General features: G+C 64.8%; 11 protein-coding genes. 5 read left to right on the top strand and 6 right to left on the bottom strand.

The features are described from left to right. Nucleotides 1-45 precede the first annotated feature (45 nt). Nucleotides 46-2,265, bottom strand: a complete 2,220-nt coding sequence (locus tag HMI59_RS15590; protein ID WP_021474111.1) for an NADP-dependent isocitrate dehydrogenase — start codon at nt 2,263-2,265, stop codon at nt 46-48. A gap of 345 nt (nt 2,266-2,610) precedes the next feature. Between HMI59_RS15590 and HMI59_RS15595 the strand changes: the two genes are divergently transcribed. Continuing rightward, nucleotides 2,611-3,609 carry a serine protease gene (locus tag HMI59_RS15595; RefSeq protein WP_193591800.1) on the top strand — a complete coding sequence of 333 codons (999 nt, stop codon included), beginning with the start codon at nt 2,611-2,613 and terminating at the stop codon, nt 3,607-3,609. A gap of 86 nt (nt 3,610-3,695) precedes the next feature. Here HMI59_RS15595 and purH read toward each other — a convergent pair whose 3' ends face one another. Then, complete coding sequence (gene purH, locus HMI59_RS15600) at nt 3,696-5,366, bottom strand: bifunctional phosphoribosylaminoimidazolecarboxamide formyltransferase/IMP cyclohydrolase (protein ID WP_193591801.1); 1,671 nt, start codon at nt 5,364-5,366, stop codon at nt 3,696-3,698. A 140-nt stretch (nt 5,367-5,506) separates the two neighbouring features. Between purH and HMI59_RS15605 the strand changes: the two genes are divergently transcribed. From HMI59_RS15605 to HMI59_RS15615, 3 genes are read left to right on the top strand one after another with little or no spacing between them, the layout of a single operon-like run. Then, nucleotides 5,507-6,454 carry an N-acetylglucosamine kinase gene (locus HMI59_RS15605; RefSeq protein ID WP_193591802.1) on the top strand — a complete coding sequence of 316 codons (948 nt, stop codon included), beginning with the start codon at nt 5,507-5,509 and terminating at the stop codon, nt 6,452-6,454. Continuing rightward, the gene (gene murQ / locus HMI59_RS15610) at nt 6,429-7,379 is read left to right on the top strand and encodes an N-acetylmuramic acid 6-phosphate etherase (protein ID WP_193591803.1); all 951 of its coding nucleotides are present in this window, start codon (nt 6,429-6,431) and stop codon (nt 7,377-7,379) included. Before HMI59_RS15605 ends, murQ begins: the two co-directional genes overlap by 26 nt. Before the next feature lie 37 nt (nt 7,380-7,416). After that, on the top strand, nt 7,417-8,769 hold the full coding sequence (locus HMI59_RS15615) for an MFS transporter (protein ID WP_193591804.1): 1,353 nt from the start codon (nt 7,417-7,419) through the stop codon (nt 8,767-8,769). A gap of 15 nt (nt 8,770-8,784) precedes the next feature. Here HMI59_RS15615 and purN read toward each other — a convergent pair whose 3' ends face one another. Beyond that, nucleotides 8,785-9,360 carry a phosphoribosylglycinamide formyltransferase gene (purN, locus tag HMI59_RS15620; protein WP_166187238.1) on the bottom strand — a complete coding sequence of 192 codons (576 nt, stop codon included), beginning with the start codon at nt 9,358-9,360 and terminating at the stop codon, nt 8,785-8,787. Nucleotides 9,361-9,371: 11 nt separating this feature from the next. On the opposite strand from purN, the gene HMI59_RS15625 reads away from it, so the two are divergent. Then, the gene (locus tag HMI59_RS15625; RefSeq protein ID WP_193591805.1) at nt 9,372-9,821 is read left to right on the top strand and encodes a hypothetical protein; all 450 of its coding nucleotides are present in this window, start codon (nt 9,372-9,374) and stop codon (nt 9,819-9,821) included. Between the two features lie 30 nt (nt 9,822-9,851). On the opposite strand, the gene HMI59_RS15630 is transcribed toward HMI59_RS15625, so the two are convergent. The 3 genes from HMI59_RS15630 to HMI59_RS15640 all read right to left on the bottom strand — a co-directional run bounded on the left by HMI59_RS15630 (nt 9,852) and on the right by HMI59_RS15640 (nt 12,333). Beyond that, nucleotides 9,852-11,183 carry a DUF6350 family protein gene (locus HMI59_RS15630; RefSeq protein WP_193591807.1) on the bottom strand — a complete coding sequence of 444 codons (1,332 nt, stop codon included), beginning with the start codon at nt 11,181-11,183 and terminating at the stop codon, nt 9,852-9,854. 335 nt (nt 11,184-11,518) lie between these two features. Continuing rightward, nucleotides 11,519-11,896, bottom strand: coding sequence for a hypothetical protein (locus HMI59_RS15635; RefSeq protein ID WP_166187231.1), 378 nt, complete (start codon nt 11,894-11,896; stop codon nt 11,519-11,521). Beyond that, on the bottom strand, nt 11,893-12,333 hold the full coding sequence (locus HMI59_RS15640) for a J domain-containing protein (RefSeq protein WP_166187229.1): 441 nt from the start codon (nt 12,331-12,333) through the stop codon (nt 11,893-11,895). Before HMI59_RS15640 ends, HMI59_RS15635 begins: the two co-directional genes overlap by 4 nt. Nucleotides 12,334-12,409: the final 76 nt, after the last annotated feature.

The raw sequence follows: 12,409 nt of genomic DNA on the forward strand, positions 1-12,409 counted from the left end.
GTTCTGAGCTCTCAAAACAACCGCAACTGCGAGTCAGTTGGGGGCTTACTTCAGGGTCGCGAGGACCTTGTTGAAGGTTGCCGACGGGCGCATGACCTCAGCGGCCTTGGCAGCGTCCGGACGGTAGTAACCGCCAAGATCGACGGCGGGGCCCTGGACTGCGTTAAGCTCGCCGACGATTGCGTCCTCGTTGGAGGTCAGTTCCTCGGCGATCGGTGCGAAGGCTGCTGCCAGCTCTGCATCGGAGGACTGCTTGGCCAGTTCCTGCGCCCAGTACATGGCGAGGTAGAAGTGGCTTCCGCGGTTGTCCAGCTCGCCGACGCTGCGGCGCGGGGACTTGTTCTCCAGCAGGAACGTGCCGGTGGCGCGGTCGAGGGTGTCGGCCAGGACCTGGGCACGGGCGTTGCCGGTGGTGGTGGCAAGGTGCTCGAAGCTCACGGCCAGGGCGAGGAATTCACCCAGGCTGTCCCAGCGGAGGTGGTTTTCCTTGACCAGCTGCTGGACGTGCTTCGGGGCGGAACCACCGGCACCGGTCTCGAACAGGCCGCCGCCGTTGATCAGCGGAACGATGGAGAGCATCTTGGCGCTGGTGCCGAGTTCGAGGATCGGGAACAGGTCCGTGAGGTAGTCGCGGAGCACGTTACCGGTAACGGAGATGGTGTCCTGGCCCTTGCGGATGCGCTCCAGCGTGAAGGCGGTGGCCTCTTCCGGGGAGAGGATCTCGATCTGCAGGCCCTCGGTGTCGTGGTCCTTGAGGTACTCGTTGACCTTGGCGATCAGGTTGGCGTCGTGGGCGCGGCCCTTGTCCAGCCAGAAGACGGCCGGGGTCTCCGAAGCGCGGGCGCGGGTCACAGCCAGCTTGACCCAGTCACGGATCGGCACGTCCTTGGTCTGGCAAGCGCGCCAGATATCGCCCGGGGAAACCTGGTGTTCGATCAGTACGGTGCCTGCGCGGTTCACGAGCTGGACGGTTCCGGCTGCTTCGATCTCGAACGTCTTGTCATGGCTGCCGTATTCTTCGGCGGCCTGGGCCATGAGGCCGACGTTGGGGACGGTGCCCATGGTGGTGGGATCGAACGCACCATTGGCGCGGCAGTCGTCAATGACAACCTGGTACACACCGGCGTAGGAGCTGTCCGGGAGGACTGCCAGGGTGTCGGCTTCCTTGCCGTCCGGGCCCCACATGTGTCCGGAGGAACGGATCATGGCGGGCATGGAAGCGTCCACGATGATGTCGGACGGAACGTGCAGGCTGGTGATGCCCTTGTCCGAGTCGACCATTGCCAGGGCGGGACCTTCTTCGAGTCCCTTGGTGATGGCTGCCTTGACGCCTTCGCGGACATCCTCGGGCAGTTCGTCGAGACCATTGAGGATCGCGGCGAGGCCGTTGTTCGGGTTGATGCCTGCGGCAGCCAGCTGCTTGCCGTAGGTGTCGAACAGCTCGGAGAAGTAGGCCTTCACGACGTGGCCGAAGATGATGGGGTCGGAGACCTTCATCATGGTGGCCTTCAGGTGTGCGGAGAAGAGGATGCCCTCTTCCTTGGCACGGGCAACCTGGGCCTTGAGGAATTCGTCCAGGGCTTCGGCGCGGAGGACGGTACCGTCCACAACCTCGCCGGCCAGAACGGGGAAGTCCTTCTTGAGGACCTTGACGGAGCCGTCTTCGCGGACCAGCTGGATGGAGAGGGCATCATCGGCTTCGATGACAACGGACTTCTCGTTGGAGCGGAAGTCGTTCTGGCCCATGGTGGCCACGTTGGTCTTGGAATCAGCGGTCCAAGCGCCCATGGAGTGCGGATTCTGGCGGGCGTAGTTCTTCACCGACAGCGGCGCGCGGCGGTCCGAGTTGCCCTCACGCAGGACCGGGTTCACGGCGGAGCCCTTGATCTTGTCGTAGCGGGAACGGATGTCCGTCTCAGTGTCGGAAGAGGGGTTGTCCGGGTAGTCCGGGAGGGCGTAACCCTGGGCCTGGAGCTCGGCGATGGCGGCCTTGAGCTGCGGGACGGAAGCACTGATGTTGGGCAGCTTGATGATGTTGGCTTCCGGCTGCTTTGCCAGTTCGCCAAGTTCAGCCAGGGCATTGCCCGTGCGCTGCTCCTCAGTCAGGAAATCGCCGAATACGGCGATGATGCGGCCGGCCAGCGAGATATCGCGGGTCTCGACCTCCACACCTGCGGTCGAGGCATACGCTTCCACAATCGGCAGGAATGAGTAGGTAGCCAGCATCGGCGCTTCGTCTGTGTGGGTATAGATAATCTTGGCCATTGGCGGGGTTCTCCCTGAAAGTCTGCAGATTTCAACATCTCTAACTTACCCGAGCGCACCTGTTTGAGGGCCGTTCGTGTCCGGGATCACGCCTTGCGTTACCGCTTTCACAAGCACCTTGCCCGTACCTCCGGACCGTCGCAAAGCGCGACGGCAGGCCAAACAACAGTGGCGACTTCCCGCCGTCGTACCTCCCCGCCAGCCGTCCCGGTCCAAGTGACAGCAAAATATCACAAAATCTGAAACATCTCTTTACAAACTTGTCACACGGCGGGTAGCTTCGATTCCGTCAGTCGGCGGTCGCCATCACTGGCCGCCTCACTCCCTCGATTAGGTAGGAACAACGTGACAAAAACCAAGACCCTGGCCACAAGCCTTCTGAGTCTGTCCGCCGCCGCGATCCTCGCCCTGGTTGGAACAACCAGCGCAAACGCGGCCCCCGCGAAGGACACCGACTCGAACGGCGCTGCGGTCAGCCGCCACGTAGCCTCAGACAACGGCGCTGCAGACTACTGGACCCCGGAGCGGATGAAGTCCGCCAAGAGCGGCGATGTCCTTGCCAGCAAAGCCCTGCAGCGCAGCGGGCTCTTGAACCTCGGCAAGGCTCCGGTGGCCGAAGCTCCGGGCGTCGTCACCAGCATCGAAGGCCAGCAGGCCGCCGCCGACAAGAACATCAACCTCAAGGTCAACCAGTCCGAGACGCCGGTCAAGCACATCGGCAAGATCTTCTTCACCCTCGGCGGCTCCAACTACGTCTGCTCCGGCAACTCCGTCACGGCAGCGAACAAGAGCACCGTGTCCACCGCCGGCCACTGCGTCAACGAAGGCCCCGGAGCGTACGCCACCAACCTGGTCTTCGTTCCCGCCTACCTGAACGGTTCCGCACCGTACGGCAAGTGGACGGCCAAGGCCCTCTACTCCCCCACCCAGTGGGCGTCCAACGGTAACATGCAGTACGACACCGCCTTCGCAGTGGTGAACACCCTCAACGGCAAGAGGCTCGCAGACGTCGTGGGCTCCTCCGGTGTCCAGTTCAACGCCGCCCGCGGCCTGAGCTACAAGTCCTTCGGCTACCCGGCAGCTGCACCCTTCAACGGTGAATCCCTCAAGAGCTGCTCCGGCACCGCCACCAACGATCCCTACAACCCGCAGTTCCTCACCCAGGGCATCCCGTGCAACATGACCGGTGGATCCTCGGGCGGTCCGTGGTTCATCGGCAACAGCTCCAGCGGTTACCAGAACTCCGTGAACTCCTACGGCTACGGCAGCAACTCCAGCACCATGTACGGCCCGTATTGGGGCTCCGTGATCCAGTCCACCTACACGGCGGCTGCGGCTTCGTAACCGATCCTTTGTAGCAGGCCCCTGTTAAGTACGACGGCGGCCGTCCCCTTTCGGGGGCGGCCGCCGTTGCGCTGGGTGGGTGGGGACTAGTGGAAGAAGTGGCGTGCGCCGGTGAAGTACATCGTGATGCCTGCAGCATTCGCGGCAGCGATGACTTCCTCGTCGCGAACTGATCCACCCGGCTGGACGACGGCGCGGACACCGGCGTCGATCAGGATCTGCAGTCCGTCAGCGAAGGGGAAGAAGGCATCCGAAGCTGCCACGGCACCGCGTGCGCGCTCAGGAGCGTTGGCACCGCTGGCGTTGGAGGCACCGCCGGCACCTTCGACGTCGGACTCCACCTGGACGCCAAGCGTGTTGGCGCGCTCAACAGCCAGCTTGCAGGAGTCGAGGCGGTTGACCTGGCCCATGCCGATGCCCACTGCTGCGCCGTTGTCCGCGAGCAGGATGGCGTTCGACTTGGCCGCCCGGCAGGCAGTCCACGCGAAAGCGAGATCCGCCAGGGTCTTGTCGTCAGCGGCTTCGCCGGCGGCGAGGGTCCAGTTGGCGGGGTTGTCGCCGTCGGCGTCCACCTTGTCCGTCATCTGAACCAGGACGCCGCCGGATACCTGGCGCATCTCGGAGGGGTAGCGGCCGTAGCCTTCGGGCAGGGCGAGGAGGCGGATGTTCTTCTTCTTGGAGAGGATCTCCACGGCTTCCGGTTCGAAGTCCGGAGCGATGACAACCTCGGTAAAGATGTCCGCGACCGTGCGGGCCATGCCTGCAGTGACGGTGCGGTTCGCTGCGATGACGCCACCGAAAGCGGATACGGGATCGCAGGCGTGGGCCTTGGCGTGGGCGTCGGCGATCGGGTCTGCAGCATCAGCGGAGCCAACTGCAACACCGCACGGGTTGGCGTGCTTGATGATCGCTACGGCGGGCTCAGCGAAGTCGAAAGCAGCGCGCAGGGCGGCATCGGCGTCGACGAAGTTGTTGTAGCTCATGGCCTTGCCGTGGAGCTGGTCAGCCTGGGCGATGCCGGCCGGCGCGGCCTTGTCCACATAGAGGGCAGCCTGCTGGTGCGGGTTTTCGCCGTAGCGGAGGACCTCGGAACGCTCCAAGGCCAGGCCTGCGTAGGCGGGCCAGTCAATGACGCCGTCTCCGTCTTCGTCCAGGAACTGGCTGGCAGTCCAGGAAGCAACAGCGTTGTCGTAGCTCGCAGTGTGGGCGAAGGCCTTCGCCGCCAGGCGGCGGCGCGTCTTGAGGTCGAATCCACCGTGTGCGGCGGCGTCAACAACGGCACCGTAGAAGTTGGGGTCCGTGACGATGGCGACGGCGGCGTGGTTCTTTGCGGCCGAGCGCACCATGGCCGGGCCTCCGATGTCGATCTGCTCAACAACGTCGTCCTGTGCGGCGCCGGACTTCACGGTCTCGACGAACGGGTACAGGTTCACCACCACGAGGTCGAAGGTCTCGATTTCCATGGAGGTGAGTGTTTCCATGTGCGCCGGGACGCGGCGGTCGGCGAGGATGCCGCCGTGCACGCGCGGGTGCAGGGTCTTGACGCGTCCGTCCAGCATTTCCGGGGAGCCGGTGACTTCTTCGACTTCCTTCACCGGAATGCCGGCTGCGGCGATCTTCTTGGCCGTGGAGCCGGTGGACACGATCGCGACGCCGGCTGCGTGCAGGCCCTTTGCGAGCTCCTCCAGTCCCGTCTTGTCGTAAACCGAGATCAGTGCACGGCGGATGGGAACACGGTCAAGCTGCGTCAAGCTCACAAAAGTCTCCGTCTTAGGTCGCGTAGATAGCGCGGGTGGTGTCGCGTTGAGTGGGGATAGGGGCAGTTTATCGTGTTTCGATGGCGGCCTCATTTTGCGTCTCCGGCCCCACAAGGAGTGGCGCATCATAGGGTTGACCCATGGATGCCACGGACGTCGTTCTTGTTGCCGACATAGGGAAGAGCCGCTGCCGCGTTGAGCTTCGCTCGGGTGATGAATTGTTGGGCGCGGCAGACCAGCACGGATTCCCCGGAGTACACGTGGAGAACGGTCCCACCTTGGCGTTCGACCTCGTCTTGGAGACCACCACCCTGCTCCCGCCCGGCCTGCCCGTCAGCACCCTCACCGGCGTCGGAACTGCCGTGGCCGGCGTCGAGGCTTCGGAGGCAAAGTCCCGGGAGCTGGCCACCATGTTGTCGCGGCATTTCGGTGTTCCTGCGGCCGTTCTCTCCGATGCCACTGCCGCCCATCTGGGCGCGTTGCAGGGCGGACCGGGCACCACGCTGATCGTGGGAACGGGTGCGGTGGCATTCCGCTTCGATGAGGCGGGCGTCCTGCACCGGGCCGACGGTTGGGGCCCGTACCTCGGCGACTTCGGCAGCGGACGCTGGATCGGCCAGCAAGGACTCCAGGCCGTTTTGTTGGCGTTCGACGGCGGCCCCGCCACTTCCCTCTCGGCGGCAGCGGGGGCACTCGTTGAGTCCCCGACCATGCTGCCCGCCTGGTTGGCCGAAATGGATAACCCTTACCGGGCGATGGCCCGTTTCGCGCCCTTGGTGCTGCACGCAGCGGAGGCGGGTGACGCCGTCGCACACGGCATTGTCAGCGAGGCGTGCCGGGGCCTGACCCGCACCGTGCTCCTGGCCGCCAGCGGCGATCCGAGCGGGACGCCACGCGTCGCAATCCTTGGCGGCGTGGCCAACTCGGAGTTCTTCGAGGGACTCTTGCAGAAGTCCCTGGCTTCGGCTGGGATTGAAGTGGTGGCCCCGCTCGGGGACGGCCTGGACGGCGCCGCCCTCGCAGCGCAGCGCCGCGGGCTCCTCCAGGAAAGGTACATCCACCGTGACGGAACAAACTGGCCCGACTGACGCTGACAAACTCGCAGGTCTCCGCACCGAACTCGCCGGACTGCAAACCGAGGCTGCGACGGACAGTCTCAAAGACCTGGACATCCTGGGCACCGACGAACTCGTCGCTGCCATGCTCGCCCACAGCTCCGGGGTGCACGCCGCCGTTTCCGAGGCGGGTCCCGCGATTGTGCAAACCGTCGACGCCGTTGCGGAGCGGCTCCAGCGCGGGGGGCGCCTTTTGTACGTGGGCGCCGGGACCGCGGGGCGCCTGGGCGTGCTGGACGCCAGCGAGTGCCCGCCGACGTTCGGCACCCCGCCGGGACTCGTCGTCGGGCTTATCGCAGGAGGCCCTGAGGCGATCCGGAAACCCGTGGAGTACGCCGAGGACAACGCCACCGCTGGCGCGCGGGACCTGCACCATATCAACGTGACGGAAGCGGACGCCGTCGTGGGTATTACCGCCTCCGGGAGGACGCCCTACGTGATCGGTGCGTTGGAGGAGGCGCGGAAAAGGGGTGCCTTCACGGCGTCGCTCGCCTGCAACAAAGGCTCGGCGGTGAGTCATCTGGCCGACGTGGCGATCGAGGTGCCGGTGGGGCCGGAGTTCATTGCGGGTTCCACCAGGCTCAATTCCGGGACGGCCCAGAAGCTGGTCCTGAACATGATCAGCACCTTGGTCATGGTGAAACTCGGCAAGACCTACGGGAACCTGATGGTCGACCTGCGCGCGACCAACGAGAAGCTGCAGGCCCGCTCGCAGCGGACCGTGCAGCACGCCACCGGTGTCTCAGCCTCGGAAGCTGCGGCGGCGTTGGACTCGGTTGGGGGTTCGGTGAAGGCCGCGATTCTGGTGTTGCTGACCGGGATGGATCCTGCCGATGCAAAGCCCGCGCTGGAGGAAGCCGGCGGTTTCCTGCGGAGGGCCATCGAAACCCGAAAGTAATGGTGCTGAGGGCCTAAAGTTGCATGCAGGAGGCCTCATGAATACGTACACGACCGTGCCCAGCGGCGAACAAGTGGTGCAGGAACTGCCTTGGCGGTGGAAGGTCCAGGGCAAGATCTTCCTCATTGGCGGCCTCGGCTTCATGTTCGACGCCTGGGATGTGACGCTCAACGGCATCCTCATTCCCCTGCTGTCCAAACATTGGTCCCTGCAACCGGCCGACGCCGCGTGGATCGGCACGTCGAACCTGATCGGCATGGCCGTGGGCGCGTTCGCGTGGGGCACCATTGCGGACACGATCGGGCGGAAGAAGGCCTTCACTGCCACGCTCCTGATCTTCAGCCTCTTCACGGTGCTGGGTGCCTTGGCGCCGGACATCGTGTGGTTCTGCATTTTCCGGTTCATGGCCGGTTTCGGCCTGGGCGGCTGCATCCCGGTGGACTATGCCTTGGTAGGGGAATTCACACCCCGAAAACAGCGGGGCAAAGTCCTCACTGCCATGGACGGTTGGTGGCCCGTGGGCGCGGCCCTGTGCGGATTCGTCTCCGCCGGCCTGGTGGCGGCCTTTGCCGACTGGCGGCTGACGATGGTCATCATGGTGATCCCTGCCCTGTTGGTGTTCTGGGTGCGGCGGTCCGTTCCCGAATCGCCCCTGTTCCTGATCAGGAAGGGTCGTCGCGTTGAAGCGGCTGCGGTGATCGACGGCCTCGTGGAAGCAACCGGTGCCACGCCGCGTGCCTATAGCTTGCCCGAACCAAAGGATGCGCCGCGGCTCTCCCCCGGCAGCGCGTGGCTCCAACTCCGAAACATCTGGGCGTTCAATTGGAAGGTCACTACGGCTGCGTGGGCGTTGTTCTTCTCCGTGCTGCTGGTCTATTACCTGTCCCTCACGTGGATGCCGCGAATCCTCATCGGCGCCGGGTTCGAGGAGTACAAAGCCTTCGTAACCACGGCGGGGATGGCCGCCGTCGGGCTTTTGGGCGTTATTGTCGCGGCGCTCCTGGTGGAGCGTGTGGGCCGCAAGTGGATCCTGGCCATCACTGGTCCGTTGTCCGCCGTGACGCTGGTGATCGTGGCGTTCGTGGTGGACGTGCCCTCGGCCGCGGTGGCCTGGCTGCTGGTGTTCGGGTTCATGGTCCAGGTGGCCATTCCCGTCCTGTACGCCTACGTGTCCGAGCTGTATCCCACTGAACTCCGTGGGTCCGGCTTCGGCTGGGCGTCGACGTTCTCCCGGATCGGCGCCGGCTTCGGCCCGCTCGTGTTTGCCTCCTACTTCTGGCCGGAGTTCGGCTTGGCGACGTCCTTCGCCCTCGCCGGCGGGCTTGTCCTGCTGTCCGTGTTGTGGATGGCATTCTTCGCCCCGGAGACGAAGCAGCGCGAGCTGTCGTAGGACTCCCTTCTTTCCCTAGTTGGGGGAAGGGGCGGCGGCCAGGTCTGCCAGGGTCTGCACCAGGAGGCGGCGTTCCACTACCTTGATGCGTTCGTGCAGGGTTTCCTCGGTGTCGTCCGGCTGGATCACCACGGCCTCCTGCGCAATGATCGGGCCCGTATCCACCCCGGCGTCGGCCCAGTGCACGGTGCAGCCGGTGACCTTCACGCCGTAAGCCATGGCGTCGCGGACCCCGTGGGCGCCCGGGAAGGACGGCAGCAGCGCTGGGTGGGTGTTGACGTATTTGCCGTCGAAGGCGTCGATGAAGTCGGCACTCACAATGCGCATGAAGCCCGACGACACCACGACGTCCGGCTTGTAGGAAAGGACCTTGTCGCGCAGCGCAGTGTCCCACTCCTCCCGGGTTTCGAAGGAGTTGAAGTTCACTACGAACGTCTCGATCCCGGCCTCGTCGGAGCGTTCCACGCCGTATGTGTCAGGGCGGTCCGCGCCGACGGCAGCGATCTCCACATCCAGTTCACCTGACTTCACGGCGTCGATGACAGCCTGGAGGTTGGAGCCAGTACCGGACACGAGGACAACAATGCGCATTGCACTAGCTTATGGGCGGCTCGCGTAGGCTGGAAAACATGAATCCCGACGTCGGTCCCCGGCCGAGCCCGCAGCCGGGCACCGAGGCGCAAAAATCCGCTCTTGGCGTGACGCAGATCCTGTTCCGGGCGTTCCTGTTGTCGACTTTGGGATCGTTCTTCGTGTTTTCGCTGAACGTCAATTATGTGTGGCTCAGTGCCATCCTGACCCTCGCCGGCATTGTCCTGGGGATCGTCGTCCTGGTCCGTGCCGTGAAGTACAAGCATTCCAAGTTGGTGTTGTTCGGGACGATTTCCGGATTGGTTGTCTCGGCGATCATGTGCCTGCTGATCCTGACTACTGCCCTGTTCTTCAAGCAGGTCACAACGTACCAGGACTGCACGCGGTCGGCGCTGACGGAGACCGCGAAGTCGCAGTGCTTGTCCGAGTTGGAAAAGTCGATGCCGGGCGCGTTGCGCTAGCCTCCTTCCGCTGAGCGGACGCCGGGCGGCTTAGGCGTGTTCGTCGTCGAGCGCTGGTTCGTCCAGGTTCGCTTCGCGCAGCTTCTGGCTGCGTTCCAGCCACGGCCCCACTGCGTAACCGATCACGACGCCGATACCCACCTCGGCTGCCACCCAGACTGCCGTCCACAGCGGGTTGGGGCCGATTTCCGTGAGCCGGCCAATCCCGGCCGAGCCGCGGGCGATCCACGCCAGCGCACCGCTGAGCGCGCCCGCCACAACGCCGATGAACGCACCAAGGAAAAGGGTTGAAGCGGCCGCCGTGAACCACCGGGCTTTGATCTTGATGGACAGCCACTCGTCAAAGTGGTTCTCGCCCTCACGGAGGAACCACCAGCCGGCCAGGATGCCGGCCACCACGGGGAGGGCGAGGGCCATGCCGCCGAGGTCGAGCTGGCCCGCGGGAAGCGCGCCAAAAATGGGTACAGCAGGCAGGGGTCCGACTGCGGATCCCAAAGGTCCGGCGGTGGAGCCCACGCCGAGCGAGAAACCCGCGCCGGAGGACCACGCGAGAGTGAAGATCACCAGGTTCGGCAGGAACCCGAGCTGCGCAATGGTCAATACGGCGCCGCCCAGGGCACCGGCTTTCAGTCCTTCGTAGACGGCGATGATGTCCGTCCAGTGCCACACGATGTCTACCGCCAGGAGCAGGGCTGCCAGGGAGACTGCGGCCATGGTGGCGACGAATCCGGCCTTCAACGCAGAGCCGACGTACGAACCTGCCCAGCGTGAATGCTGGCTGGTCTTGGCCAGCCACGCGACGGCGTCGACGCCGATGAGGCGGCTCCACGAACCCGCCTCACGCCGGGCCCCGAGCACCATGCCCAGGCCGAAGGAAATCAACGGGATGGTCATCGCCAACCACAGGTTAATGACCACGTCCGGGGTGCGGCACACGAAGCCCGTCGCGGTCCCGAAGGCGGCATAAACCACGGACGCGCCAAGGAACGCCTGCCAGAGCTGGTCGGTATAGGAGGCGCGGGCAAGCCTGCGGCCGGCACGCCATGCCAGAAGAAAAGGAATGAGCGTCAGGCCGAGCGGGATCAGGGACAGCATTCCCGAACCCGGCTGGGCCGCGGTCCCGAGGTTCACCTGCGCCAGATGAAGGGGCACTCCGTGGATCAGGAGCCAGGCTTGCCCGGCCAGGCGAGCCAAAGCATCGACGTTCCGGTTTTGGAATCCATCCGTGGCCCACACTCCCACCAGGGGAAGCACCACAACGATGGCCGAGAGGATGGCTGCCTGCCCCGCTTCCAGACCACCCTGCAGCCAAAGGGGCATCGGGAGGCCACGGTTTCCGGTCTGATCAGCGCGCAGTTTCATCGTGATCTATCGTGCCACGGGGCTCCCCGCTCCCCCGGCAGGCACTCGGCGGGACCCCCATTTTCCGTGCAATTTGGGCGTTAGGGCCGTAAAATTGGAGATGGCGTCACAGACTTCAGAAGGCCCGGAAAGTCGAAGCCGGGAACTAGGAGCGGCCAATGAATAAGTGTCACAACTAATAACAGAACGTCGTACTAGCAGCTGGTGCAACCACCTACGGATACTCTCCAGGTTGCACCAGCCTTCTTTTTGCCTTTTGGGGCGTCGCGAGGGGTGAGCTCTCGGCACTTAGACGCACGGTAAGTGCCGGGATCTCACCCTTGGGCGGGTCTGGCTCACGGCTGGGGCCCGTAGATGAACTCCTTCGCGTGGTTCACGGCCTTCTTGAACGCATCGTTTCGCAGGGACACCTGCTCCCGTGAAGCGCCGGCAACGGGCTCAACGAACGTGGTAGGCCCGGGGCGGAGGATCCAAATGTCCCCGGAGGGCGGCAGATAGAAGACTCCGAAGGAGCGGTGCTGGGGGTCCTCCGTCCAGATCGGGACCACCGCCACCGCAGCTCCAGTGTCCACGTTGATCCACTGCGCGCGAGGCATGGGCTGCTCGTGGACCTCGGGGTCCAGGAATGGTGCGGTTCCCTTCCCCCAGCGTTGCTCGAAGCGCTCGTAGAACGCTGGGATCAGGTGGCTATCGTACGAACGCCAAGCACTCATGTACGTCTCCTTGGTGTTGGGTGGCCGCGAAGGGGTGACCATCGGGTGGGTCCGAAGATCAGGGGCTCACTGCGGTCGGGGCCGCTTCCAGACGGAGCACGCCTGAAGTCCTCCCCCGCAGCATGTGGTTCCGTTGCCGCCGTCGTGCGGTGGATGCGGACGTTGACGGGTGTCCCGGCGCCGATTCGGGGCGACCCGGAACGGGTGCGGTCGTACTCGGCTCTCCGCACCGGGTCAGACAGCACGACGAACGCCTGCATAATCGCGTGCAAGCGGTGGAGGTTGGAAGCTTCGGAGGCCCCGCCGTCGTGGTCCGCCTGCCGAGTGTCCGGGTGGTGCCGGCGCAGCAACGAACGGTAGGCGCGGGTGATCTCGCGGGCCGATGCTGTCGGCTCGACACCGAGGATCGCGTAGTAGTCAGGCTGGCTGTTCCCCAAGGCCGGTTCCCGTGAAGTTGCTGTGGACTGGGCGATGGCCCCCGGGCGAACTTCGCAGTTCGGACGGGGGCCATCC

Source organism: Paenarthrobacter sp. YJN-5, assembly GCF_015040095.1.
Taxonomy (GTDB): domain Bacteria; phylum Actinomycetota; class Actinomycetes; order Actinomycetales; family Micrococcaceae; genus Arthrobacter; species Arthrobacter ureafaciens.

What these genes read in the sequence shown, in the direction of transcription:
- HMI59_RS15590 (WP_021474111.1), bottom strand. Translation starts at nt 2,265, where the DNA reads ATGGCCAAGATTATCTATACCCACACAGACGAAGCGCCGATGCTGGCT.
- HMI59_RS15605 (WP_193591802.1), top strand. Translation starts at nt 5,507, where the DNA reads ATGGATGCCACGGACGTCGTTCTTGTTGCCGACATAGGGAAGAGCCGC.
- HMI59_RS15615 (WP_193591804.1), top strand. Translation starts at nt 7,417, where the DNA reads ATGAATACGTACACGACCGTGCCCAGCGGCGAACAAGTGGTGCAGGAA.
- purN (WP_166187238.1), bottom strand. Translation starts at nt 9,360, where the DNA reads ATGCGCATTGTTGTCCTCGTGTCCGGTACTGGCTCCAACCTCCAGGCT.
- HMI59_RS15625 (WP_193591805.1), top strand. Translation starts at nt 9,372, where the DNA reads ATGGGCGGCTCGCGTAGGCTGGAAAACATGAATCCCGACGTCGGTCCC.
- HMI59_RS15630 (WP_193591807.1), bottom strand. Translation starts at nt 11,183, where the DNA reads ATGAAACTGCGCGCTGATCAGACCGGAAACCGTGGCCTCCCGATGCCC.
- HMI59_RS15635 (WP_166187231.1), bottom strand. Translation starts at nt 11,896, where the DNA reads ATGAGTGCTTGGCGTTCGTACGATAGCCACCTGATCCCAGCGTTCTAC.